The sequence below is a fragment of the Kitasatospora sp. NPDC093679 genome (assembly GCF_040683455.1).
Taxonomy (GTDB): Bacteria; Actinomycetota; Actinomycetes; order Streptomycetales; family Streptomycetaceae; genus Kitasatospora; species Kitasatospora arboriphila.
In genome coordinates this window covers 87,855-110,496 of sequence record NZ_JBFBDW010000025.1, presented here as the reverse complement: position 1 = coordinate 110,496, position 22,642 = coordinate 87,855, and the positions used below count along the sequence as shown (strand labels likewise).

24 protein-coding genes are annotated in these 22,642 nt (G+C 76.0%); 15 read left to right on the top strand and 9 right to left on the bottom strand.

Features of this window, described 5'->3' with window-relative positions:
* The 3 genes from AB0O09_RS21560 to AB0O09_RS21550 all read left to right on the top strand — a co-directional run.
* Positions 1-1,400 (top strand): threonine/serine exporter family protein (locus tag AB0O09_RS21560; RefSeq protein WP_363543516.1); only part of this gene is annotated, 1,400 nt, incomplete at its 5' end.
* A 56-nt stretch (positions 1,401-1,456) separates the two neighbouring features.
* Positions 1,457-2,575 carry a hypothetical protein gene (locus AB0O09_RS21555; RefSeq protein WP_363543515.1) on the top strand — a complete coding sequence of 373 codons (1,119 nt, stop codon included), beginning with the start codon at positions 1,457-1,459 and terminating at the stop codon, positions 2,573-2,575.
* A gap of 100 nt (positions 2,576-2,675) precedes the next feature.
* Positions 2,676-3,980 (top strand): GNAT family N-acetyltransferase, encoded by a 1,305-nt coding sequence (locus AB0O09_RS21550; protein ID WP_363543514.1) that lies wholly within the window; start codon positions 2,676-2,678, stop codon positions 3,978-3,980.
* Positions 3,981-4,019: 39 nt separating this feature from the next.
* On the opposite strand, the gene AB0O09_RS21545 is transcribed toward AB0O09_RS21550, so the two are convergent.
* On the bottom strand, positions 4,020-4,799 hold the full coding sequence (locus tag AB0O09_RS21545) for a TetR family transcriptional regulator (RefSeq protein WP_363543513.1): 780 nt from the start codon (positions 4,797-4,799) through the stop codon (positions 4,020-4,022).
* A gap of 232 nt (positions 4,800-5,031) precedes the next feature.
* Here AB0O09_RS21545 and AB0O09_RS21540 point away from each other — a divergent pair, with 232 nt between their 5' ends.
* On the top strand, positions 5,032-5,559 hold the full coding sequence (locus tag AB0O09_RS21540) for a GNAT family N-acetyltransferase (RefSeq protein ID WP_363543511.1): 528 nt from the start codon (positions 5,032-5,034) through the stop codon (positions 5,557-5,559).
* Here AB0O09_RS21540 and AB0O09_RS21535 read toward each other — a convergent pair.
* The gene (locus tag AB0O09_RS21535; RefSeq protein ID WP_363543510.1) at positions 5,547-6,026 is read right to left on the bottom strand and encodes a macro domain-containing protein; all 480 of its coding nucleotides are present in this window, start codon (positions 6,024-6,026) and stop codon (positions 5,547-5,549) included. The genes AB0O09_RS21540 and AB0O09_RS21535 overlap by 13 nt on opposite strands.
* 204 nt (positions 6,027-6,230) lie before the next feature.
* Positions 6,231-7,514: an MFS transporter gene (locus tag AB0O09_RS21530; RefSeq protein WP_363543509.1), complete on the bottom strand. Its 1,284-nt coding sequence runs from the start codon at positions 7,512-7,514 to the stop codon at positions 6,231-6,233.
* A gap of 131 nt (positions 7,515-7,645) precedes the next feature.
* On the opposite strand from AB0O09_RS21530, the gene AB0O09_RS21525 reads away from it, so the two are divergent.
* A complete protein-coding gene (locus tag AB0O09_RS21525; protein ID WP_363543508.1) occupies positions 7,646-8,617 on the top strand; it encodes a LysR family transcriptional regulator in 972 nt (323 codons plus the stop codon).
* 27 nt (positions 8,618-8,644) lie between these two features.
* Here AB0O09_RS21525 and dmpI read toward each other — a convergent pair whose 3' ends face one another.
* From dmpI to AB0O09_RS21510, 3 genes are all read right to left on the bottom strand, one after another.
* Complete coding sequence (gene dmpI, locus AB0O09_RS21520; protein ID WP_363543526.1) at positions 8,645-8,929, bottom strand: 4-oxalocrotonate tautomerase DmpI; 285 nt, start codon at positions 8,927-8,929, stop codon at positions 8,645-8,647.
* Between the two features lie 38 nt (positions 8,930-8,967).
* On the bottom strand, positions 8,968-9,876 hold the full coding sequence (locus AB0O09_RS21515) for a LysR family transcriptional regulator (RefSeq protein ID WP_363543507.1): 909 nt from the start codon (positions 9,874-9,876) through the stop codon (positions 8,968-8,970).
* A 128-nt stretch (positions 9,877-10,004) separates the two neighbouring features.
* Positions 10,005-10,619, bottom strand: coding sequence for a YceI family protein (locus AB0O09_RS21510; RefSeq protein ID WP_363543506.1), 615 nt, complete (start codon positions 10,617-10,619; stop codon positions 10,005-10,007).
* Positions 10,620-10,807: 188 nt separating this feature from the next.
* On the opposite strand from AB0O09_RS21510, the gene AB0O09_RS21505 reads away from it, so the two are divergent.
* The 4 genes from AB0O09_RS21505 to AB0O09_RS21490 all read left to right on the top strand — a co-directional run bounded on the left by AB0O09_RS21505 (position 10,808) and on the right by AB0O09_RS21490 (position 15,443).
* A complete protein-coding gene (locus AB0O09_RS21505) occupies positions 10,808-13,891 on the top strand; it encodes a DEAD/DEAH box helicase (RefSeq protein ID WP_363543504.1) in 3,084 nt (1,027 codons plus the stop codon).
* Positions 13,892-13,896: 5 nt separating this feature from the next.
* Entirely contained in the window at positions 13,897-14,136 is a 240-nt protein-coding gene (locus AB0O09_RS21500) for a hypothetical protein (protein WP_363543502.1), read from the top strand.
* Between the two features lie 92 nt (positions 14,137-14,228).
* Positions 14,229-14,789 carry a carboxymuconolactone decarboxylase family protein gene (locus AB0O09_RS21495; protein ID WP_363543500.1) on the top strand — a complete coding sequence of 187 codons (561 nt, stop codon included), beginning with the start codon at positions 14,229-14,231 and terminating at the stop codon, positions 14,787-14,789.
* A gap of 81 nt (positions 14,790-14,870) precedes the next feature.
* On the top strand, positions 14,871-15,443 hold the full coding sequence (locus AB0O09_RS21490; RefSeq protein ID WP_344625229.1) for a DUF4291 domain-containing protein: 573 nt from the start codon (positions 14,871-14,873) through the stop codon (positions 15,441-15,443).
* 19 nt (positions 15,444-15,462) lie between these two features.
* Here AB0O09_RS21490 and AB0O09_RS21485 read toward each other — a convergent pair whose 3' ends face one another.
* Positions 15,463-15,984: a MarR family winged helix-turn-helix transcriptional regulator gene (locus AB0O09_RS21485; protein ID WP_363543498.1), complete on the bottom strand. Its 522-nt coding sequence runs from the start codon at positions 15,982-15,984 to the stop codon at positions 15,463-15,465.
* A 64-nt stretch (positions 15,985-16,048) separates the two neighbouring features.
* Between AB0O09_RS21485 and AB0O09_RS21480 the strand changes: the two genes are divergently transcribed.
* The 5 genes from AB0O09_RS21480 (at position 16,049) to AB0O09_RS21460 (ending at position 18,931) form a co-directional block, all read left to right on the top strand.
* Positions 16,049-16,498: a MarR family transcriptional regulator gene (locus AB0O09_RS21480; RefSeq protein ID WP_363543496.1), complete on the top strand. Its 450-nt coding sequence runs from the start codon at positions 16,049-16,051 to the stop codon at positions 16,496-16,498.
* Positions 16,495-17,346 carry a nucleotidyltransferase domain-containing protein gene (locus AB0O09_RS21475; RefSeq protein ID WP_363543494.1) on the top strand — a complete coding sequence of 284 codons (852 nt, stop codon included), beginning with the start codon at positions 16,495-16,497 and terminating at the stop codon, positions 17,344-17,346. Before AB0O09_RS21480 ends, AB0O09_RS21475 begins: the two co-directional genes overlap by 4 nt.
* A gap of 96 nt (positions 17,347-17,442) precedes the next feature.
* On the top strand, positions 17,443-17,829 hold the full coding sequence (locus AB0O09_RS21470; RefSeq protein WP_344625233.1) for a helix-turn-helix transcriptional regulator: 387 nt from the start codon (positions 17,443-17,445) through the stop codon (positions 17,827-17,829).
* An 82-nt stretch (positions 17,830-17,911) separates the two neighbouring features.
* A complete protein-coding gene (locus AB0O09_RS21465; RefSeq protein ID WP_363543491.1) occupies positions 17,912-18,466 on the top strand; it encodes a hypothetical protein in 555 nt (184 codons plus the stop codon).
* A 123-nt stretch (positions 18,467-18,589) separates the two neighbouring features.
* Positions 18,590-18,931: a DUF2516 family protein gene (locus AB0O09_RS21460; RefSeq protein ID WP_363543489.1), complete on the top strand. Its 342-nt coding sequence runs from the start codon at positions 18,590-18,592 to the stop codon at positions 18,929-18,931.
* A gap of 96 nt (positions 18,932-19,027) precedes the next feature.
* Here AB0O09_RS21460 and AB0O09_RS21455 read toward each other — a convergent pair whose 3' ends face one another.
* Positions 19,028-20,650 (bottom strand): SpoIIE family protein phosphatase, encoded by a 1,623-nt coding sequence (locus AB0O09_RS21455; protein ID WP_363543487.1) that lies wholly within the window; start codon positions 20,648-20,650, stop codon positions 19,028-19,030.
* A gap of 237 nt (positions 20,651-20,887) precedes the next feature.
* Here AB0O09_RS21455 and AB0O09_RS21450 point away from each other — a divergent pair, with 237 nt between their 5' ends.
* Positions 20,888-21,436 carry an O-acetyl-ADP-ribose deacetylase gene (locus tag AB0O09_RS21450; protein ID WP_363543485.1) on the top strand — a complete coding sequence of 183 codons (549 nt, stop codon included), beginning with the start codon at positions 20,888-20,890 and terminating at the stop codon, positions 21,434-21,436.
* 285 nt (positions 21,437-21,721) lie between these two features.
* On the opposite strand, the gene AB0O09_RS21445 is transcribed toward AB0O09_RS21450, so the two are convergent.
* Entirely contained in the window at positions 21,722-22,540 is an 819-nt protein-coding gene (locus AB0O09_RS21445) for a class I SAM-dependent methyltransferase (protein WP_363543483.1), read from the bottom strand.
* Positions 22,541-22,642: the final 102 nt, after the last annotated feature.

Below are 22,642 nucleotides of genomic sequence, written 5' to 3'. Positions count from 1 at the left end.
CGGACCGGATGCGCACCCTGCTGCGCACCCCGATGACCGAGCGGCCCGCCTTCGAGCGGACCCCGCGCGACCTGCACCCGTCGGCCGCCCGGCACGTCCCCCGGGTGCTCGACCTCACGCTGCGGATCGGCGAACTGCTGCTCGCCAGCGGCGAGGCCGCCGAGGACGTCGAGGCGGCGATGCTGGGCATCGCGCACGCCTACCGGCTGGACCACTGCGAGCCGCAGGTCACCTTCACGCTGATCTCCATCTCCTACCACCCGTCGCTGATCGACCCGCCGGTGAGCGCCGCCCGGACGGTCCGCCGGCGCACCTCGGACTACACCCGGCTGGCCGCGGTGCACCGGCTGGTCGCGGACATCACGGCGGAGAAGATCCCGGTCAACGACGCCTACCGGCGGCTCGCCGTGATCCGCCGCAACCGGCACCCCTACCCGGTCTGGCTGCTGGCGCTGGCCACCGGACTGCTGGCGGGCGCGGCGACCTTCCTGGTCGGCGGGCGGATCGACGGCAAGGCGTGGCTGGTGTTCGCCGGCGCCTTCCTCGCCGCGGTGGTCGGCGACCGGCTGGCCTCGACGATCGCCCGGCGCGGGCTGCCGGAGTTCTACCAGTTCGTGGTCGCGGCGACGCCGGCCGCGCTGATCGGCATCGTGCTCTCCTTCAACGACCTGCACCTGCGCGGCTCGGTGGTGATCACCGGCGGCCTGTTCGCGCTGCTGCCCGGCCGGGCGCTGGTCTCCGCCGTCCAGGACGGCCTGACCGGCTTCTACATCACCGCCGCCGCCCGCCTGCTGGAGGTGCTCTACCTGATCGCCGGCATCGTGATCGGCGTGATGTCGGTGCTCTACCTCGGCGTCAACTACAACGCGAAGCTCCGCCCGGACGAGTCGATCGGCGGCGCCGTCGACCCGCCGATCCAGCTGCTCGCCGCGATGGTGCTGGCGCTGGCCTTCGCGGTGCTGCTGCAGACCGAGCGGCGGACGCTGCCGATGGCCGTGCTGATGAGCGGCATCGGCTGGTCGACGTACGGCGTGCTGACGAACGCCGGGGTCTCGCCGATCGCGGCGACCGGCGCCGCGGCCGGCCTGGTCGGCCTGTTCGGCCAGCTGACGGCCCGCTACCGGCGGGCCTCCGCGCTGCCGTACGTGACGGCGGCGATCGGCCCGCTGATGCCCGGTTCGGCGCTCTACCTCGGCATGCTGGCCTTCGCGCAGGGGCACGCCAGCGCCGGGCTGGTCTCGGTCACCCGGGCCGCCGCGCTGGCGATGGCCCTGGCGGTCGGCGTCAACCTGGGAGGCGAGGTCGCCCGGCTCTTCCTGAAGACCCCCGGCGCGACCGATCCGCTCGCGCCCCACCTGCTCGTCCCCCGCCGGGCCGCCAAACGCACCCGCGGGTTCTGACCGGTCGTTGGCCCCTCGACGCCCCGGAGCACCACCCGAGAACGAAGGCACCACCCGTGATCAACGACCTGCTGGACGGCTACCGCGAGCACATCGTCGACGCGCACAAGCAGCCGCTCTTCCTGCTGCTCGTCGGCTTCATCGTGTCCTTCGTCGGCATCCGCTTCAGCGTGCGGATGATCCGCGCCCAGGTGCGCTGGTGGCCGGGCAACATCACCCCGGGCGGGCTGCACATCCACCACATGGTGTTCGGGCTGGGCTTCCTGCTGGTCGGCGGGATCGGGGTGTTCGCCACCAACGGCGGCCACCCCTGGATCGACTGGTTCGGGCTGTGCTTCGGCATCGGCTGCGGCCTGGTGCTGGACGAGTTCGCGCTGATCCTGCACCTGGACGACGTCTACTGGAGCGAACAGGGCCGCAAGTCCGTGGACGCCGTGGTGCTCGTCCTGCTCGGCACGGCGCTGCTGCTCACCGGCTACGTCCCGCTCGGCGTCGTGCCCGGCCAGACCTCCGCGACGGGCGAGGGCCGGTGGGGCCTGGTCGCGGTGATCTCGGTGAACGCGCTGGTCTCGGTGGTCGCCCTGGTCAAGGGCAAGCTGTGGACGGGCCTGCTCGGCATCATGGTGCCCGGCCTCGCCTGGGTCGGTGCCGTCCGCCTCGCCAGGCCGGGCAGCCCGTGGGCCCGCTGGCGCTACCCCTCCCGGCCGCGCCGGATGCAGCGCGCGGTGCGCCGCGAGCGGCGGCTGCACGCCCGCGCCGACGTGGCCCGCACCTGGCTGTTCGACCTGATCGCGGGCGCCCCGGACAAGGTGCCCGCGCACCACACCGCCACCCACCGGGTCGCCGAGCGGATGGCCGCCCGGGCCACCGCCCACCTCGACGTGCAGCACGCCCGGGCGCTCGCCCGCCGCTCGGCCCGGCTCGCCGACCGGCGGGCCGCCGCGCTGGCCGGCGCCCGGCGGGCCGGAGGGGCCGCCGCGGTGCTGCCCGCCGGCCATCCGGCCGCACCGCCGGAGCCGGAGCGCCAGGCCCTGGCGCACGCCCGCCGGCGGACCGTCCGGGCCGGCCGGCAGCGGGTGTACGCGGCCCGCCCGTCCGCCGCGGAGACCCCCGAGCCGTACGCCCCCTACCGCCACCCGAAGCTGCCGCACCCGCAGCCGCGCCGGCAGGGCTGACCGCCGGGCCGCGACCGGGGGCGGGACGGGACGCCGCCGGTGCCGCGGGCCGCGCCGAAATTCGGATGCCGGCCCCCGGGACCCGCCGTACCGTGGCCGGATGAGCAAGGACGCACCGGCCGGGGCCGGCCGGCACACCGAGGGGCGGCCGACCGCACCGGACGCCGTCGAGGTCCGGGCCGTCACCGAGGACGAACTCCCGCTGTGGGACCGTGCGGTGGCCCGCGGATTCCTCCGCCCGCACCTGGCCGAGGGCACCGAGTACCGGCGGCTGACCTTCGAGCCGGGCCGCTTCCTCGGTGCCTTCGACCCGTACGACCCGTCCCGCTGCGTGGCCACCTTCCGCAGCTTCGACACCGGGCTCACCGTGCCCGGCGGCGCCCTGCTGTCGGTCGACGCGATCACCGCCGTGACGGTCAACTCCACCCACCGCCGCCGCGGCCTGCTCCGCCGGATGATGGGGCAGGACCTCGCGGCCGCGAAGGAGCGCGGCAGCGCCGCGGCGATCCTGATCGCCGCCGAGCACCCCATCTACGGCCGGTACGGCTTCGGCCCGGCCACCCGCAACCAGTCCTGGACGGTCGACCTCGGCCGCGGCCGGCTCCGCGAGGACCTGCCCGCCTCCGGCGGGCGGACCGACTTCGTCACCATGGCCGAGGCCCGCAAGCACGGCGCCGAACTGCACGAGCGCTGGCGGCGGCGGCAGCCCGGCGCGATCGGCCGCGGCGACACCTGGTGGAAGCTGCACACCGGCGAGGTCACCCTGCCCGGCTTCGACTGGAAGGAGCCCTTCCTCGCGCTGCACCGCGACGCCGAGGGCGCCGTCACCGGTCTGATCGCCTACACGGTGGACGACGTGTGGGAGGGCAACCTGCCGAACTGCACCCTCACCGTCCAGGACTTCCTGGCGCTGGACCGCGAGGCCGCCGTGGCGCTGTGGCGCCTGGCGTTCTCGGTGGACTGGGTCCGCACCGTCGCGATCGGCAACCTCGCGCCCGACGACCCGCTGCCGCTGCTGCTCACCGACCCCCGCGCGGCCGTCCCCGGGCGGGACAGCTCCGACTTCCTCTGGCTGCGGCTGCTCGACCTGCCCGCCGCGTTCACCGCCCGCGGCTACCGTGCCCCCGGCCGGCTGGTGCTGGAGGTCGCCGACCCGGACGGCTTCGCGGCCGGCCGCTGGGCGCTGGAGACCGCCGCCGACGGCACCGGCCGCTGCACCCCGACCGAACAGGCCCCCGACCTCGCGCTGGACGCCTCGGCGCTCGCCGCGCTGTACCTGGGCACCGAGTCCGCCGTCCGGCTGCACGCGGCCGGCCTGCTGGCCGAGCTGACCGGCGGCGCGGCGGACCGGGCCGACCTGCTGCTGCGCACCGCCGTGCAGGCCTGGAACCCGGACGGCTTCTGACCGGTGGGCCCGGGCCGACGCGGGACGCCGGCCGGGGGCTCAGGTCGCGGTGCGGCCTATCGTCGGCAGGATGAAGTCCTGGATCAGGCCCTTCACGTCCCGCACCAGCGGGCGGAACACCCGGTAGCGGGAGAGCACGACCACCTTGGCGACCATCGGGGTGGACCGGCGGACGAACTCGCGGGTGCGCTCCTGGTCGGGGGTGTGGTCGAAGACCCAGTACAGCACGATGATCATCAGGTGCAGCCAGAGCAGGTCCGGCAGCAGTTCGGCCAGCTCCTTGTCCAGCTTGGGCGCGACGTCGGAGCCGGTCAGCACGTCCCGGAAGAGTCCGACGGCGGTGGCCCGGGCCCGGTGCGACTCGTTGGCGAACGGGCTGAGCGAGCTGTTCGGGTCGGCGGCCGTCCGGAAGAACTGGGCGGCGAACTCGTGGTACGGCGCGGCGGTGTCCAACCAGGAGGACAGCGCCACGTGCAGCCGGTCGGCGAACTCGGTGTGGCCCTGCATCCGCCGCGCGGCGTCCACGGCGTGCTCGACCGTCATCCCGTCGTAGAACCCCTGGATGAGGAATTCCTTCGAGGCGAAGTAGTAGTACGCGTTGCCGACCGAGATCCCGGCCTCGGCCGCGATCGCGCGCATGGTGGTCTTCTCGTAGCCGCGTTCCTGGAACAGGCGCATCGCGGTCTCGAGGATCAGCGCCCGGGTCTGCTCGCTCTTGCCGGTCTTGGGGCGCGCCCGGCCACCCGGGAGCTCCGCCCCGAGCCCGGCGTCCTGGGCGCTCTCGTCCATGCCTGGGGTGCCGCCCTTCTGCTCGTCCACGGCCCTGAGCCTAGCCGGGCGCGGGGGGTGTCCCGCCCGGGCCGGGCGGCGCGGGCCGGGCGGAGCCGCACCGGATCTCCCCTCCGTACCCGGTGCGGTCCGCCCCCGCAGGTTTCGAACGCGTTCAAAACCTGCTCCGGGAGACTCTAGGGCCGTGCCCGGGACGACTTCAAGCGGAACCGGCCGCGGCCGTGCCGGACCGGGCCCCGACGGGCCGTGAAAGGCTCGGGACATGACCGCCGAGATCACCGTCCGCGAGGGCGGACCCGCCGACGCCCCCGCCGTCGCGGCCCTGCACGCCGACAGTCGGCGCACGGCCTACGCCGGCCTCGTCCCCGCGGAGGCGCTCGGCGACGGACCGCCCGCCCAGCGCCTGGAGATCTGGGAGCTGCGCCTCACCGCCGACTACGGCGGCCCCGAGCACACCCCCGTCCTGCTGCTCGCCGAGGAGCCCGGCGGCGCACCCGTCGGTTTCGCCTACCTGGTGCCCGAACCCGACGGCCGCGTCCTGCTCGACAACCTGCACGTCCGCCCCGGCCGTACCGGCGGCGGCATCGGCACCCGGCTGCTGCGCGCCGCCCTCGTCCGCGCCGCACCCGCCGCTCTCCGCCTGGAGGTGCTGCGCGACAACCACCGCGCCGTCGCCTTCTACGAGCGCGAGGGCGGGGTGCGCACCGCCGAACGGACCGCGGTGTTCCCCGGCGGCCACGAGGTCACCGAGTACGAGTACAGCTGGCCTCGGCCGGCTCACCGGTCGTAGACCGTCACGGCCACCCCCTGCTCGGCCAGCCGGGCGCGGACCAGCGGCTCCACCCGCTCCCAGCGGCCGCCGGCCAGCCCACAGCCGATCCGCGGCATGTGCACCGACGCCCCCAGCCGCCGGGCGTGCCCGGCGAGCTCCGCCAGCCCCGCGTCGATCGCCTCGTACCGCACCGGCACCCCGCTGGAGCGGCCCGTGCGGATGCCCCGCTGGCCGACGAGGTTCGCCACCCAGACGTACCTCCCCACCCGGACCAACTGCACCGCACCGAGCCCGAAGCCGTTCCGGGCCCGGTCGCGGTGCCACGCCCGGTAGGCGGTCTCCGGCTCCGGCCAGCGCCGCGACAGCGCCAGCACGAAGCCCTTGCCCCAGCCGCCCAGGTCGTTGCAGACGTGCGCGATCACCTTGACCCCGGCGCCCTGCGGCGCACTGGCGTCCCCCCGTACGTACGTGATCCCTGCGGTCATGCCCGCGACGCTAGTGCCCGGCACCGACAGCGGGCCCGGGGATTTCCGCCGGCCCGCGGCGGGTGACGCGGGGTCGGCCGGGGAGGGTGGCCGGGGCGGCGCGGTGGTGTCTGCGTGCAGGTGCGTGGTCCCTTCGGCGACGGCCTGCGGTGCCGGTGGCCGGTGTGGACGGGTGGGTGCCGGGGTCTCGTGCGTGCGGTGGGGTCAGTCGGCGCAGGCCGCAGCGGGTACGGCCCGGTCGGTGGTCCGGCGCCCGGCGGGGGAGGGGGCCGCGGCGCGCAGCCGGCGGGCGCCGGTCGCGGCGATCAGCAGGGCGGTGGCCGCGGCCGCGGCCGGGACGAGGTAGCCGGCGCCCGCGGGCATGCGCTGGGCGACCGCGCCGCCGATCGCCGAGCCGGCCGAGATGCCGACCAGGATCGCCGAGACCGCCGCGGCCATCGCCTCGTTCAACCGGCTGGCCGGCACGAGCCGCTGGACGAGCGTCATCCCGCTCACCATGGTCGGCGCGGTGCCCGAACCCGCCAGGAAGAGGGCCGTCGCCAGCACCGCGGGCCCCGCGCCGAAGAGCCCGGCCGCCGCGGGCAGCAGCATCAGGCCGGCCATCGCCGCAACGCCGCCGAGCAGCCGGGCGGCCGGGCCGCGGCGCGGCCGCAGCAGCCCGGACACCAGCCCCGACACGCACGACCCGGCCGCCACCAGGCCCAGTAGCAGCCCCGCCAGCGAGCCGTGCCCGGTCGCGTCGGTGTACGCGATGGTGGTGACCTCCATCGAGCCGAACACCACCCCGGTGGCGAGGAACATCGGCAGCAGCACCCGGAGACCGCCGCGCCCGCCCGCCGGCCGGCCGGCCCCGCTCGTCCCCTCCCCGCCGGCAGCGCCCGCGGGCGCCGGGGCGAGCGGCGGTTCGGTGCCGCGCTGCACGGCCAGCAGCAGCACACCGGCCGTGCAGAGCACCCCCGCGGTGAGCAGCCCGGTCTCCGGGGTGAACGCCCGGCAGAGCAGGACGGCCAGCACCGGGCCGAGCATGAAGCAGAGCTCGTCCAGCGCCTGCTCCAGGGAGTTGGCGAGGTGCCGGCCGGCCTCGTCGCCGCGCAGCAGGTGCGCCCAGCGCGCCCGGACCATCCCCCCGACGTTGGGCGCCGTCGAGGAGGCCGCCCAGCACAGGAACAGCGTCCAGTCGGGTGTGCCGGACCGGACGCAGAGCAGCAGCCCCGCCGTCGGCACCGCGGCCGCCAGGACGGAGGGCACCGCGACCCGGGCCTGCCCGTACCGGTCGACCAGGCGGCCCAGCAGCGGCAGCAGGACGGCGAGGGAGACCATCCCGGCGGCGGAGACGGCCCCGGCCAGTGCGTAGGAGCCGCGCCGTTCCGAGATCAGGACGACGGCACAGACCCCGCTCATCGACATCGCGAGGCGGGCCGGCAGCGCGGCGAGGGTGAAGGCGAGCGCCCCGGGCAGGGCGAGGATGCGGCGGTACGAGGCGGACACGGGTCTCCCGGTCGAGGATCGGCGGTGCCACCAGCCTCGCCGCCGCGCGGGCCGCAGGTCCAACACCTGTTCGGCCCGATTCACGCACCTGCGTTGTCAATCGGCGGCCGGTTGCCTACGCTGCCGTGATCATGCCCCAGGACCTGCACCCCCGGCTGCTGCGCGGATTCGTCGCGACCGCCGAGACCCTCCACTTCGGCCGGGCGGCCGCGCTGCTGCACCTCGCCCAGCAGGCGCTCAGCCGGGACGTCCGGGCGCTGGAACGGCAGTTGGGCGTGGTGCTGTTCCACCGCACCACGCGCAGCGTCCAGCTGACCCCGGCCGGGGAGGCCCTGTTGCCGCAGGCCCGCCGCCTGCTGGCCCTGCACGACGAGATCGTCTCCGCCGTCCGGGCCCGGCCCCTGCTGGTCGACCTCGGCAACGACGTGGACGGCGCCGACCTCACCCCCGGCCGGCTGCTCGCCGCGGCCCGCGCCGCGGAGCCGGAGGCCGAGCTGCTCGCCCGGTTCCACGGCGGACTGGCCGCCGCCGCGGCGGAGTTGCTCGCGCACCGGCTGGACGTGGCCTTCGGCCGGCAGCCCGGCCTGCCCGCCCGGGTCCGGGCCCAACTCGCGCACGTCCCCGTCCGGCTGGAGCCGATGGCGGTCTTCCTGCCGGCCGACCACCCGCTGGCCGGCCGGGCGGCCGTCCCGGTGGCGGCCCTGGCCGGCCACCCCGTGGACGTCCTGGCCGGCAACCCGGCCACCACCGAGTGGACGGACCTGGGGCTCGACCTGCTGGCCGCGCACGGTCTGACGGCCGCACCCGGGCACGCCCCGCCGGTCGGCGTTCCGGAGCTCGCCCGCTACCTCGCCCGGCACCGCGAGCCGGTGCTGACCACCGTCGGCGGGCCCGAGGTGCCGGGCTGCGTCACCCGGCCGCTGGTCGACCCGGTGCCGCTCAGCCTGGTGGGCCTGGTGCACCGGCCCGGCCTGCGCCACCCCGGGCTGACCGCGCTGCTCGCCGCGGCGGCGGACCTGGGGCGCCGGGAGGGCTGGCTGCGGCGCCCGCCGGGCAGTTGGCTGCCGGCGGAGGACGCCGCCCTGCTGCCCGGAACGGGATGATCCGCGGTCCCGGTGGCGCGGTCGCGGCTACTTGTCCGCGACCAGGGTGCCGGCGGCGCCCCAGCTGTCGGCCGGGACCTCGTGGATCCACACCTGGACGGTCTCGGCCGGGATCTCGTAGGCCTCGACGAAGGCGTCGGTGATCTTCTTGACCAGCTCGCGCTTCAGCTCGACGGTGCGGGGGCCCTGCTGCACGGTGACGATCGGCATGGTGCTCTCCTCGGTCCTCGGCCGTCCGGTGCGGCTCCTCCGCCCGGCCCGGCCTCCTGGGAGGAGTCCACACCCGGGGGTGGGCCGCGACCCAGACCCGATCGGCTCCGACAGCGATCACGAACCCTGATCGTTGCAGGTCAGTGGCTGTTCTCCGCAGGCATGGCGGACTGCGCCCGGTCCTGCCGGCAGGCGCTGAGCAGCAGCCGGGGCAGCGGTGCGCCGCGCCGGACGGCCAGCGAGGTGGGCAGGGCGAGGCGGGGGGTGCGCAGCGGACGGAAGGCCACCCGGCCCGCCACCGTCCTGCGGGCGTTCTCCGTGTAGACCACCGTCCAGGTGGCCGGGCCGGAGCCGATGGCGGCGAGGGTGTCCTGCAGGGTGCCGGAGGCCGGGCCCGGGACGGGCTCGAAGCCCGCCTCGCGGCAGGCGGCCGTCACCAGGTCGACCAGGGCGGGGTGGTTGCGCCGCTCGGTGAGCCGCAGCGGGAGGGCGGCGAGGTCGGCGAGGTCGATCGCGTCCTGCTCGGCGAGCGGGTGCCGGGCGGGCAGCGCGACGGTCAACTCGTCCTCCCAGAGCGCGAGGAGGCGCAGCTCGCCGTCCTGCTCCGGTCGGACGCCGCGGACGAAGGCGGCGTCGAGCCGGCCGTCCGCGAGCCGGGCCAGCCGCTCGGCGGCGGGCAGCGCGCAGAGTTCCACCTCCACGCCGGGGGCGTGCCGTTCGTAGGCGTCGAGGATGCGGTCGAGGCGGGCGCCGAGGCCGGTGACCGTGCCGAGGCGGAGGCGGTCCGGGGCGGTGAGCGTGGCGGCGAGGGCGCGCGCGGACCGCTCGGCGTCCAGGACGGCGCGGGCCGCGGGCAGGAAGCGTTCTCCGCTCGGGGTGAGCCGGACGTGGCGGGGCGAGCGGTCGAACAGCTCGACCTTCAACTCCCGCTCCAGGCGGCGGACCTGCTGGCTGACGGCGGGCTGTCCGAGCAGCAGCCGCTCGGCGGCCCGGCCGAAGTGCAGTTCCTCGGCGACGGCGACGAAGCAGTGCAGCTGCCGCAGTTCCATGGCCGTACCCCCCGCTCGACCTGTGACTGTAGCCGACGGCGGAGCGGGCCGGCCGGGCCCGGGCACGGCGGCGCCCCCGCCGTCGGTGTCGGCGGGGGCGTGGCCGGGTGTCGCGAACCGTACTGCCGTCAGGCGGACTTGACGGCGGAGATGTCGAAGGTGAGCTTGACCTTCTCGCCGATCAGCACGCCGCCGGTCTCCAGCGCGGCGTTGTAGGTCAGGCCCCACTCGGTGCGGTCCACGGTGGTGCGGCCCTCGAAGCCGATCCGGGCGGCACCGTACGGGTCGGTGGCGTGGCCGGTGTAGTCGAGGTCGAGGACGACCGGCTTGGTGACGTCCTTGATGGTGAGGTCACCGGTCATCCGGTAGGTGTCCTCGCCGATCCGCTCGGCGGAGGTGGAGGTGAACCGGATCTCCGGGTACGTCTCGGCGGCGAAGAAGTCGCCGGTGCGCAGGTGCTCGTCGCGCTGGGCCTGGCTGGTGTCCACGCTGGCGACCTTGATGACCAGCTCGGCGGAGGAGTTGCCGGGCTCGGCGCCGTCCAGCTTGAGCTTGCCGTCGTACTCGGTGAACTCGCCCCGGACGTTGGTCACCATCGCGTGGCGGACGGCGAAGCCGATCCGGCTGTGCGCGGGGTCGATGGCCCACTCGCCGCTCAGGTGGCCCAGGTCCGGGCCGTTGACGGCGGCCGGGGTGGTGGCGACGGCGGTGGCGGTGTCGTTGCGGCGGCTGAAGATGCCCATGGCTTCCTCCTCTGGTGCGAAGCCATATTGTTTAGGCTTCAACTTGTTGGCTCCACCATAACCCCATCTGGTTCAAAGTTCAACCATCAGTTTCGTCCGGCAGTTTCGTCCGGCCGGCGAACGGCGGCAGGGCCGCCCCCGGAGACCCCGGCTAGGGTGAACCGGTCGGCCCACGGAAGGTTCCACCCATGGACGCGCTGCACGCCCTCTGGCAGGACGGCGGCCGGCTCGCCCTCTGGGCCGAGAGCGGCGCCGCGTACCACGACCGGCCGACCCGCCCCGGGCCCGGAGCCGGCCCCGCCGCACACCCCTACGCCCTCCCCGCCGCCGCCGTCGCCCGGCTGCTCGCCGGCCTCGGCCCCGGCCCCGGCTGGCTCGCCGCCCAGGCCGCCGAACGCTGGGCGACCCTGCACCTGCCCTCGCTCGGCGGCGCCCCCGCCCCCTCGCCCCAACTGCCCACCGGCACCCGCCCGCAGGGCGCCGCCCCCACCCCCTGGCGGGTCCCCGTCCTCGTCCTCGAAGGCCCGCGCACCGCCCAACTCCTCGGCGCCCTCTTCGACCCGCACCGTGCCACCGCCCACTGCCAACCCGACGACGGCCCGCCCACCGAACTCGCCTACGGCTCCTCGCTGCGCTGGCTCACCGCCGTGCACGACCTCGCCTGGCGGCTGGTCGGCCGCGGCCGCGTCCTGCCCGCCCTCCACGAGGCCGACGGCACCCCGTACGCCCGCTGGCGGCCCGCACCCGACGGCGAGGACCGCGCCGAGGCCGCCGCCCTCGCCGCCGGCTGCCCGCGGGTCTGCCTCGCCACCGACCCGGCGGCCGCCGCCGGCCCCCGCCGGGCCGACACCCTGCTCGCCGACGCGCTCGACACCCTCACCGACCTGGAGGCCCGGGCCGCCCTCGCCGACCTGCCGCCCCCACCCGGCGACGACCCCTGGCTGACCGCCCTGCATGCCCCCGACGCCCGCCTCGACACCGTCCCCGACGGACTCGCCGAACGCCTCGCCGCCTGGCACGCCCGGGTCCCCGCCGACCTCGCCGTCCGGCTGGTGCTGCGGCTCGTCGAACCGCTCGGCCCCACCGAGGAGGAACCCGAGGGCCGCGCCGACGACGACTGGCGGCTCGACCTGCTGCTCCGGGCCGCCGACCGGCCGTCCCTGCTCGTCCCCGCCGCCGACCTGTGGGCGCAGGGCCCCGGCCACGCCGCCCTCGCCCGCACCGTCCCCGACCCCGCGGCCGCCCTCGCCGCCGAACTCGACCGGGCCGCCCTGCTCCACCCCGCCCTGCGCACCACCGCCCGCGAGATCCGGCCCACCGGCCTCGCCCTCGACCGGGCCGGCGCCCTCGCCTTCCTCCGCGACGCAGCCCCCGCACTCGACCGCGCCGGCTTCGGCATCCTGCTGCCCGCCTGGTGGCAGCGCCGCCCCCGGCTCGGACTCACCCTCACCGCCCGCACCGCCACCCCCGGCACCGTCGACCGGCCCTCCCGCATCGACCGCGACGACCTGCTCGCCTTCCGCTGGCAGGCCGCCCTCGGCGACACCCCCCTCACCGAGGACGAACTCGCCGAACTCGCCGCCGCCCAACAAGGGCTCGTCCGCCTCCGCGGCCGCTGGACGGAGGTCGACACCGCCCAGATCCGCGCCGCCCACGCCTTCCTCACCCGCCACGCCACCGGCACCATGGACCGCGCCGACCTGCTCCGGCTCGCCCTCGACGAGACCGCGCACATCGCCGGCCTCCCCGTCACCGCCGTCCACGCCGACGGACCGATCGGCGACCTGCTCGCCGGCCGCGCCGGCACGGACCCCGCCGACACCTCGGACGAGGCCGCCCCGCCCGGATTCCACGGCGAACTCCGCCCCTACCAGCGGCGCGGCGCCGCCTGGCTGCACGCCCTCGGCGGACTCGGCCTCGGCGCCGTCCTCGCCGACGACATGGGACTCGGCAAGACCGTCCAGACGCTCGCCCTGCTCGCCCGCGAGCACGCCGAGGGCGCCACCGGACCCACCCTGCTGGTCTGCCCGACCTCCATGGTCGGCACCTGGCAGCGGGAGGCCGCCCGCTTCACCCCCGGCCTGCGCGTCCGGCTCCACCACGGCCCCGAACGCGGCACCGCCCGCACCGCCGCGGCCGCCGACCTCGTCGTGACCAGCTACGACACCGTCCGCCGCGACGCCGCCGACCTCGCCGCCGTCCGCTGGCGCCGGATCGTCGCCGACGAGGCCCAGGCCGTCAAGAACACCGCCACCGACCGCTCCCGCGCCCTGCGCTCGCTGCCCTCCGGCCCGCGGATCGCCCTCACCGGCACCCCCGTGGAGAACCGGCTCGCCGAACTCCACGCCGTCCTCGACTTCGCCAACCCGGGACTCTTCGGCAGCGCCGAGTCCTTCCGCGAACGCTTCGCCGTCCCCGTCGAGCGGAACGCCAACCCGGCCGCCGCCGAACGGCTGCGCCGGCTCGCCGGGCCGTTCCTGCTGCGCCGGGTCAAGAGCGACCCCGCGATCGCCCTCGACCTGCCCGCCAAGCAGGAGTTCACCGTCCCGTGCGGGCTCACCGCCGAACAGGCCGGCCTCTACCGGGCGGTGGTCGCCGACCTGATGCAGCGCCTCGACGGGACCCGCGGCGTCGAACGCAAGGGCGCGGTGCTCTCCGCCCTCGGCCGGCTCAAGCAGGTCTGCAACCACCCCGCCCAACTCGTCCGCGACCGCGGCCCGCTGGCCGGCCGCTCGGGCAAGATCGACCGGCTGGAGGAGATCCTCGCCGCGGCCCTCGCGGGAGGCGAGCGCACCCTGGTCTTCAGCCAGTACACCGAGTTCACCGCCCGGCTCCGCCCCCACCTCGCCGAGCGGCTCGGCACCGAGGTCCTCCACCTGCACGGCGGCACGCCCCGGCCGGAGCGCGAGCGGCTCGTCCGGCGCTTCCAGGAGCCCGGCGGGCCCGGGGTGTTCCTGCTCTCGCTGCGGGCCGGCGGCACCGGACTCACCCTCACCGCCGCCAACCAGGTCGTCCACCTCGACCGGTGGTGGAACCCGGCCGTCGAGGACCAGGCCACCGACCGGGTCCACCGGATCGGCCAGCGCCGCGGCGTGCAGGTCCGCCGGCTGGTCTGCACCGGCACCGTCGAGGAACGGATCGCCGACCTCGTCGAGGCCAAGCGGACCCTGGCCGGCACCGTCGTCGGCGAGGGCGAGCAGTGGATCACCGAACTCTCCGCCGACGCCCTGCGCGACCTGCTCACCCTCTCCGCCGACGCCACCGGAGCCTGACCGCCGTGACCGCCGAACGCCCTGACGAACGCTCCGCCGAACGTCCCGACACCCGCCCCGCCGCCGGCCCGGCCGGGGCGGACCGCGCCTTCTGGGACGGCGACTTCACCCTCCGCACGGACGACGAGGACCGCCCGGCAGCCCCCGCCCTGGACCCGCTCGGCCCGTCCGGCAGCACCGTGCGCGGCCGCGACCTCGCCGACCTCCTCGCCCCCGCCTACCGGCGGTTCACCGGCACGGGCTGAGCGCACCGCGCCCCCCGGCCGCCCGGTGTCACGTTTCCGGGCGCCGCACCGTCCCCTTGCGAGAACAGCGCGACGCCCCAGGAGGCACGGCCATGGCCCGCATACCGCTCACCCCGCCCCGCACCCTGCTCAACCGCATCGGCGCCTGGTACTCCCGGCGGACGTACGGCAAGGTCCTCGACCCCGGGCTCGCCCTCGGCCACAACAGCCGGGTGCTGCTCACCTTCGTCCGCACCGAGCGCGGCGTCGCCCGCTGGAACGCCCTCGACCCCGGCCTCAAGCACCTCGCCGTGATGGCCGCCGCCGCCCGGATCAACTGCTCCTGGTGCCTGGACTACGGCCACTGGGCCGCGGACGGACTCGGCCTGCCGCTCGACAAGATCGCCCTGGTGCCGCAGTGGCGGGAGCACACCGAGGCGTTCACCGAACTCGAACAGCAGGTGATGGCCTACGCCGAGGCGGTGACCGAGACCGAGCCCGCCGTCACCGACGAACTCGCCGCCGCCCTGCTCGCCCGGCTCGGCGAGGCCGCCTTCGTCGAACTCACCGCCATGGCCGCGCTGGAGAACTTCCGCTCGCGCATCAACAGCGCCTTCGGCCTGACCAGCCAGGGCTTCTCCGCGGCCTGCGCCGTCCCGGCCCCGACCGCGTAGCCCCGCGGCCGCCCGCCCCGTCCGGCCGGTGCGGCGGAAAACCCCCTGCGCGGCCGGGCGGCCGGCTGACAGGGTGGGCCGGTGACCGAACTGCGCCAGATCCGCGCCGACTTCGACGAGCGCACCATCGTCGTCTACCAGGCGTACGGGCCGGCGATCGCCGGCCCGGCCGTCGCCGCCGGGCGGTTCGTCGAACCGTTCTCGCGCGGCCGGATGACCTGGATCAAGCCCTCCTTCCGCTGGCTGATGCACCGCAGCAACTGGGCCCGCAAGCCGGGGCAGGAGCGGGTGCTGGCCGTCCGGATCACCCGTGAGGGCTGGGAGAGCGCCCTGGCCGCCGCCGCCCCGACCACCGGGGACCCGGACGTGCTCGCCCGGGCCGCCGTGCACGTCCAGTGGGACCCGGAGCGGTCCGCGGCGGGCGCCCCGCTCAACCACTACAGCATCCAGATCGGGGTGGGCCGAGCCATGATCGGCGCCCTGGTCGACGAGTGGACCGTCTCGGTCACCGACCTCACGCCCCAGGTGCACCGGATCGCCGGGCTCATCCGGGCCGGGCGCAACGCCCAGGCCGTCCGGCTGCTGCCGCCCGAGCGCCCCTACCCGCTGGCACCCGAACTGGCCCGCCGCCTCGGGATCGCCCCGCGCCGCTGACGGCCGTCCGGCCGGGGCGTCAGACGGGGCGGCGGCCGGTGCCGGTGACCGCGGTGAAATCGGCGACGAAGCGGCCCAGCAGCCGGGCCAGGTCGGCGCGGTCCTCCGGGCTCCAACCGGCCGTGGTCTCGGCCACCACCCCGCGGCGGAAAGCGTGCACCCGGTCGAGCAGCGCCCGGCCGTCCGCGGTGAGCCGCAGCAGCGAACGGCGACCGTCCGCCTGGTCGGCCTCGCGGCGCAGCAGCCCCGCGGCCAGCGCCTGGGCGGCCAGCCGGCTGGCCCGCGGCTGGTCCACGCCGAGCGCGGCGGCTGCTTCGGTCACGGTGAGCGCGGAGGCGTCCTCCACCGCGTCCAGCAGTTCCACCACGCCGTCCGGCGGCGCGGTCGACGCGCCGCCGGCAGGCGGTCCCGTCCGGTGGGCGGCGAGCCGGGCCAGCGCCCGCCGGGACTGGCTGCGGCGCAGCGCCACCAGCGCACGGGCGATCTCGGCGACCTGCGCGTCGGCCGCCGGCTGCGCCTCGGAAACGTCCTTGCGGTCCATCGCCGCCCCGGTCCATAGTGGAGAACAATTGCATGTCATTCTACATGGATATGGGGGAGCCGCCATGGCCGCCGACCCGACCGACCGCCCCATCGGCTACTGGCTGAAGCACCTGCACGACCTCCTGGAGGACGGGTTCGCCGCCGACCTCGCCGACCTCGGCGTCGACCGGCGCCGGTGGCAGGCGCTGCACACCCTGGCCGGCGGCCCGCACACGCCGGACGGGCTCGCCGTCGCCCTCGCCCCGTTCCGGACCGGCGCGCGGGCCGGCGACGGCGGCCCGCTGCGCGGCCCCGACGGGCTGATGGCACGCGGCTGGGCCGAACCCGCGGACGGTGGTGCGTTCCGCCTCACCGCCGCCGGCCGCGACCTCCACGACGCGGTCGAGGCCCGGGTCGCCGAGCTGCGGACCGCCGTCCTGGCCGGCCTGACCCGTGATCAGTACGCGGAGACCGTCCGCGTCCTGGCCGTCATGGCGGCCAACCTCGAACGCCGGGCCGGGGCGTCCGCGTGACCGGCGGCTCGGGCGGCTCCGGCGGCTTTCGCGGTGGGCAGTGGGGCGACCGCGGGCTCGCCGAGGACGGAACCATCGCCCGCGAGGGCTCCCTCGACCGCGTCCCGACGGCCTTCCGCCCGCTCGTCGACGCGGTCCGCACCCGGACGTCCGCCCTCTTCGGGGCCGGCCGGCTGCACAGCGCCTACCTCTACGGCAGCATCCCGCGCGGGACGGCCGTCCCCGGGGTCTCCGACCTCGACCTGCTGCTCGCCCTGCACCGGGAGCCGACCGGGGCCGACCGTGCCGACGCCGAGGCCCTCGGCGCCGGCCTCGACCGGGACTTCCCGGTGGTCGACGGCGCCGGGGTGCTCGTCCATGGCGCGGCCACCCTGCTCGGTCCGCTCGAACGCCACGACCTGGGTTTCTTCGTGGCCTGCCTGTGCACCCCGCTGATCGGGGGCGACCTCGCCCGGGAGCTGCCCCGCTACCGGCCGAGCCGTCTGCTCGCCCGCGAGACCAACGGCGACCTGGCGCTCGCCCTGCCCCGCTGGCGGGAGCGCCTGGCCGCAGACCCGGACGAGGAAGAGCGCCGGCGGCTCGCCCGGGGGATCTCCCGCCGGCTGGTGCGGACGGGATTCACCCTGGTCATGCCCGACTGGAACGGCTGGACGAGCGACCTCGCCCGGTCCGCCGAGGTCTTCGCCGCCCGCTACCCCGCCCGCGCCGACCAGATGCGCCTGGCCGCCGCGACCGCCCGCACCCCCACCCCCGACCCCGCCGTGCCGGCCCTCCTGGTGGCCGACCTCGCCCCCTGGCTCGCCGCCGAGTACACCGCCGTCCACGGCACCAAGGCACCCCGCCCCTGACCGGCGGCCGGGCGGCGGCGGGCCGGGGGCGGCGCGCTGATTGCTGCAGTTAGCAGCCTGCTTGCAATTGCAAGCAGTGCTGTGCATGCTGGAGGCATGGCCTCACTGAACGTCGGCTCGCTCGGCGAGTACATCCGCGAGCAGCGCCGGAACGCGCAGTTCTCGCTGCGTCAGCTGGCCGAGGCGGCCGGGGTGTCCAACCCCTACCTCAGTCAGATCGAGCGCGGACTGCGCAAGCCCAGCGCGGAGATCCTGCAGCAGATCGCCAAGGCGCTGCGGATCTCGGCCGAGACGCTCTACGTGCAGGCCGGAATCCTGGAGGAGCGGCGCGAGGAGGGGCTCGAACTCCGCGTCGCGATCCTCGCCGACCCCCTGATCAACGAACGGCAGAAGCAGGCCCTGCTCGCCGTCTACGACGCCTTCCTCAAGGAGAACCGCGAGAGCGCGCCCGCGCCCGACGCGTCTCCTGCCGCAGAGGACTGACCCGCCGCCGGGGCGACGGCGCCCCGGCGGCGGCACCGCACCAGACCACCGCACGCACCAGCAACGCCCGGGAGGACCGGCCATGCCGATCACCGACGACATCAAGAAGACCCTCAGCGACCCGACCCCGCTCTACGCCCTCGCCGGCGCCGGCGACCTCGCCTACGAGAAGCTCCGCGAAGTCCCCGGCAAGGTCGAGGCCCTCGCCGCCGACCGCAAGGCCGCCCAGGAGAAGGCCGCCGCCCGGCTGCAGGAGGCGCAGGGCCTGCTGGTCGAGGCCCAGGGCAAGGTCACCGAGGCCGTCACCGCGCTGCCCGCCGAGCTCAAGGACCTGAAGGAGCTCCAGGAGAAGGCCCAGACCTTCGCCCTGCAGCAGGTCGGCCGTGCCGCCGAGTTCGCGGTCAAGGCCAAGGAGGCCTACGACGAGCTGGCCGAGCGCGGCAAGGCCGTCGTCGAGAAGAACCGCACCGGCACCGTCGAGCCCGCGGGCGAGGTGGCCGCCGAGGCGGCGGTGACCGAGGTCGCCCTCGACGCCGAGCCGGCCGCGGCCCCCGAGGAGAGTGCCCAGGACGGGCCGGCCGAGCCGGCCCCCACCGCCAAGAAGGCCGCCCGCGCCCGCAAGTCCACCGGCAAGTAACGGGAAGGCCCGCAGGTCCGCCGTCCCGGGCACGCCCGGGCGGTTCGGATCGTTGTCCCCGACGCGGGCCGCCCGCCGTGCCACCATGGGCGGAGGAGCCGAGGCCGCAGTGAGGAGTCCGCAGTGTTCCACATCCTGCTCTTCGACGTGCTCAACCCCTTCTGGTGGTTGTCCGTCGCGATCATCGGCTTCAAGCTGTTCGCCTTCGTGGACGCGGCGATCCGCCGCGAGGACGCCTACCGGGCCGCGGACAAGAAGACCAAGGGCTTCTGGCTGATCGTGCTGGGTCTCGCGCTCGGCATCGACCTGCTCCTCGGCGCCAACGTCCTCGGCAACTTCCTCACCCTGATCGGCCTGGTCGCGGCCATCGTCTACGTGGTCGACGTGCGGCCCGCGATCAAGCAGCTCACCGACGGCCGCGGCGGCGGCAACCGGCGGAACATCGGCCCGTACGGGCCCTGGTAGGCCTGGTAGGAGCGTCCGCCCGACGACGCCCCGTCCGACGACACGCCGAGAGGGCGGCACCCCCGCAAGGGTGCCGCCCTCTCGGCGTCCGGTGGTTCAGCCCATCAGGGCGGGCATCGGATTGCGCTCCAGCAGCAGCACCGCGACGTCGTCCGTCAGGGCACCGCCGTTCAGCTCCTCGACCTCGGCGAGCGCGCTGTCGACCAGCCGACCCCGGGTGAGCCCGGTCGCGTGGTGGTCGGCGATCAGCTCGATCAGACCGTCCTGGCCGAGCCGGCGCGACCCGGCCCCGACCCGGCCCTCGACCAGGCCGTCGGTGTAGAGCAGCAGACTCCACCCGGGCCGCAGCTCCAGCTCCACGGCGGGCCAGGCGGCCAGCCCGTCGTCGCAGGGCAGCAGGCCCAGCGCCGGACCGGCCTGGTCCGCCGGCAGCAGCCGCGGCGGCCCGTCGGGGCCGAGCAGCAGCGGCGCCGGGTGGCCCGCCAGGAACAGCCGCACCGTCTCGACCGGCAGGGTGCCGGCAGCGCCGTCCGCGGCCGTGACGCCCACGGCCGTGCCGTCGGCCGGGTCGGCACCGACGGTCTCCGCGCCCGGGACGAGGACCAGCATGCACAGCGTCGCGAAGATCTCGTCGCTGCGCCGCTCGTGCTCCAGCACGTGCTGGAGGGTGGTGAGCAGCTCCTGCCCGGTGAGCCCGGCGAAGACCAAAGTCCGCCACGCTATCCGCAGGGCCACGCCGAGCGCGGCCTCGTCCGGCCCGTGCCCGCAGACGTCGCCGATGACCACGTGCACCGTGCCGTCGTCGGTGCGGACGGCGTCGTAGAAGTCGCCGCCGAGCAGCGCCCGGCGGCGGCCGGGCCGGTAGCGGCGGGTGAAGGCCAGACCCGCGCCGTCGAGCAGCGGGGTCGGCAGCAGGTGCCGCTGCAGGCGGGCGTTCTCCTGGCCACGGAGTTCGGCCTCGACGAGCCGGCGCTGCGACTCGTCGGCCCGTTTGCGCTCGACCGCGTACCGCAGGGCGCGGGCCAGCAGCGGGCCGTCCGTCTCGCGCTTGACCAGGAAGTCCTGGGCGCCGGCGGCCACGGCCGCGGCACCGAGTTCGGCGCCGGCCGCGTCGGTGAGGACGACCAGGGCGACGTGCGGGGCGCGGCGGCGCAGCTCGCGCAGCCCATCCAGCCCGTCGGACGGGAAGTGCTCGTCGGCGGCGGGCCCGCCCTGGGTGCCGTGGGCCGGGGCGGCGAGGTCGAGCAGGACGCAGTTGAAGTCCACCGGGCGCTGACGGGTGCGCCGGGCGACCATCGGGACGGGGGCCAGCAGCGCGGCGGCCTCCTCGATGCCCCCGGCGCGGTGCAGCTCGACCCGGGCGCCGCTCTCGGCGACCAGCGACTCGATCAGGCTGACGTCCCCGGAGCCGGCGTCCGCGACGACCAGCAGCCGGTACGGCGCCTCGTCGGAGGGCTCGCCCCGCTCGGACGGGGTCGTCCGCGGATGCGGTATCGGCGCCGGCTCGCGGGCCCCGTCGGGGCGGGCCGACCTGGGGGCGCCGGTCTCCGCGGCCGCCTTGGCCCGCTGGGCGACCGGTCGGCCGGCGGCGGGGCGCCCGGCCGCGTCGGTGGTGGGCGTGCTCGTTCCGGTGCCCGCGCGGCGCGCGGTGTCGGCGGCATCGGCGGCGCCGAGCCTGGCAGCGGCAGCGGATGCCCGCCCGTCTCCCGTTGCGGGCATTGGTCGATCCTTCCTTTCCCCGACTGCCCAACGGCTGACGTCCGTGCGCAGTGCCCGCCTGGCACCGCGGGTCGGGGAGCTTCTCGCGACCATAACGTGATCTCCGGGGATTTCTCTGACTGGCGGCCGCTGCTGTGGTTATTGCCACGCTCTCGGCGGCGTTCGCGATTACCGTGAGGGCCCTGCGAGGGGGGACTGAGGGGGATTGCGGAGGGGACTGACAGGAGGTCGGTGGCGGTGACGCAGATCACGCTTGTGCAGGGTGACATCACGGATCAGCAGGTGGACGTGGTGGTGAACGCCGCGAACTCGTCGCTGCTGGGCGGCGGCGGGGTGGACGGCGCGATCCACCGCAGGGGCGGTCCGGACATCCTGGCGGACTGCCGTCGGTTGCGAGCCTCGCACTACGGCAAGGGGTTGCCGACCGGCCGGGCCGTCTCGACGACGGCCGGGCGGCTGCCGGCCCGGTGGGTGGTGCACACCGTGGGGCCGGTGTTCCTGGCGGAGGATCGGGCTGAGCGGGCTGGGCTGCTGGCCTCCTGCTATCGGGAGTCACTCAGGGTGGCGGTGGAGCTGGGGGCGCGTTCGGTGGCCTTCCCGGCGATCTCCGCCGGGATCTACGGGTGGCCGCTGGACGACGCGGCGCGGATCGCCCTCACGACGGTCGCGGACGAGGTGGCCGGAGGCCGGGCGGGCGAGGTCGCCGAGGTGCGCTTCGTGCTGTTCGGGGCCGAGGTCTACGGGGTGTTCGAGCGGGTGTGGCGCGCGCTGGATTCGGAAGTCTGAGGGCCGGCCCGTCCGCGGCGGTGCCGGCGCCGTGCGTGGTCGGGGGCCCGTGGTGTGTGCGGTCGGGGCCCGTGGTGTGCGATGTGTGCGGTGTGACGCAGCGGAGCTGACGGAACCTCACGTGGCGGTCGGCAGTTCGTGCGATCGATTCCATGGTGGCGTGACGAGGCGTCAACACGCCAGAGGAATTCGATAACTCGTTCGAGTGAATCCGCCGCTCCGCACAGCCGAGCCGTTCCGCAGGCCCGTCCGCGCCGGCAGGCGGACCCGTGCCGGGCCGGCCCGCTACGGCGCCAGGGCGGACCAGGCCACGGTGACCTCCCCGTGCCGCCACCTGCGGGTGTCCACCAGCGGCCAGCCCTGCGCCAGCGCGGCGCAGGCGGCCGTCCAGCGCTGCCGGGCGCCGAAGGCGGCGTACGGCGCCGCCGCGGCCCAGGCCCGGTCGAACTCGGTGAGGAAGGCGTGCACCGGCCGCCCCGGCACGTTGTGGTGGATCAGCGCCTTCGGCAGCCGTTCGGCCAGGTCGGAGGGGGTGTGCAGATCGGCGAGCCGGGCCGCGAAGGTGACGGTGCGGGGCCCCTCCGGTCCGAGCGCCACCCACACGTGGCGGCGGCCGATCTCGTCGCAGGTGCCCTCGACCAGCAGGCCGTCCGGGGCCAGCCGGTCGCAGAGCCGCTCCCAGACCGCGGCCACCGACTCCTCCTCGTACTGCCGCAGCACGTTGGCGGCCCGGACGAGGTGCGCCGAGGCGCCGTCCAGCGGCACCTCGAAGCCGCCCCGCCGGAAGGTCAGCAGCGGCGGGTCCGCGTACGGCAGGGCGGCCGCCACCCGGGCCGGCTCGATCTCGATGCCCACCACCCGGACGTCCGGCCGGCCGGCCCGCAGTCGGGAGGCGAGTTCGACGGCCGTCCACGGGGCCGCCCCGTAGCCGAGGTCCACCGCGATCGGCGGCTGCGGGGCCGCGCGCAGCGTCCGGGCCATGGTGTGGACGATCCAGCGGTCCATCCGGCGCAGCCGGTTGGTGTTGGTGGTGCCCCGGGTCACCGTCCCGACCGGCCGGGTCGAACGCGGCCCGCGGGCGGGGGAGGGGTCGAAGGCGGCCATGCCCGCAGCGTACGCGGCGGCCCGGGCGGTGGTGGCGGCCGTCCGGCCCCCGGCCCGGAGCCCCGGCGTCGGATCCGGGCCGCGTGCGCCGGGCCACGGGTT

Excerpts from the sequence above, each read along its gene's own strand:
- AB0O09_RS21445 (WP_363543483.1), bottom strand. The coding sequence starts at position 22,540 with ATGGCCGCCTTCGACCCCTCCCCCGCCCGCGGGCCGCGTTCGACCCGG.
- AB0O09_RS21505 (WP_363543504.1), top strand. The coding sequence starts at position 10,808 with ATGGACGCGCTGCACGCCCTCTGGCAGGACGGCGGCCGGCTCGCCCTC.
- AB0O09_RS21455 (WP_363543487.1), bottom strand. The coding sequence starts at position 20,650 with ATGCCCGCAACGGGAGACGGGCGGGCATCCGCTGCCGCTGCCAGGCTC.
- AB0O09_RS21540 (WP_363543511.1), top strand. The coding sequence starts at position 5,032 with ATGACCGCCGAGATCACCGTCCGCGAGGGCGGACCCGCCGACGCCCCC.
- AB0O09_RS21525 (WP_363543508.1), top strand. The coding sequence starts at position 7,646 with ATGCCCCAGGACCTGCACCCCCGGCTGCTGCGCGGATTCGTCGCGACC.
- AB0O09_RS21485 (WP_363543498.1), bottom strand. The coding sequence starts at position 15,984 with ATGGACCGCAAGGACGTTTCCGAGGCGCAGCCGGCGGCCGACGCGCAG.
- AB0O09_RS21515 (WP_363543507.1), bottom strand. The coding sequence starts at position 9,876 with ATGGAACTGCGGCAGCTGCACTGCTTCGTCGCCGTCGCCGAGGAACTG.
- AB0O09_RS21465 (WP_363543491.1), top strand. The coding sequence starts at position 17,912 with ATGCCGATCACCGACGACATCAAGAAGACCCTCAGCGACCCGACCCCG.
- AB0O09_RS21480 (WP_363543496.1), top strand. The coding sequence starts at position 16,049 with ATGGCCGCCGACCCGACCGACCGCCCCATCGGCTACTGGCTGAAGCAC.
- AB0O09_RS21550 (WP_363543514.1), top strand. The coding sequence starts at position 2,676 with ATGAGCAAGGACGCACCGGCCGGGGCCGGCCGGCACACCGAGGGGCGG.
- AB0O09_RS21470 (WP_344625233.1), top strand. The coding sequence starts at position 17,443 with ATGGCCTCACTGAACGTCGGCTCGCTCGGCGAGTACATCCGCGAGCAG.
- AB0O09_RS21510 (WP_363543506.1), bottom strand. The coding sequence starts at position 10,619 with ATGGGCATCTTCAGCCGCCGCAACGACACCGCCACCGCCGTCGCCACC.
- AB0O09_RS21535 (WP_363543510.1), bottom strand. The coding sequence starts at position 6,026 with ATGACCGCAGGGATCACGTACGTACGGGGGGACGCCAGTGCGCCGCAG.
- AB0O09_RS21495 (WP_363543500.1), top strand. The coding sequence starts at position 14,229 with ATGGCCCGCATACCGCTCACCCCGCCCCGCACCCTGCTCAACCGCATC.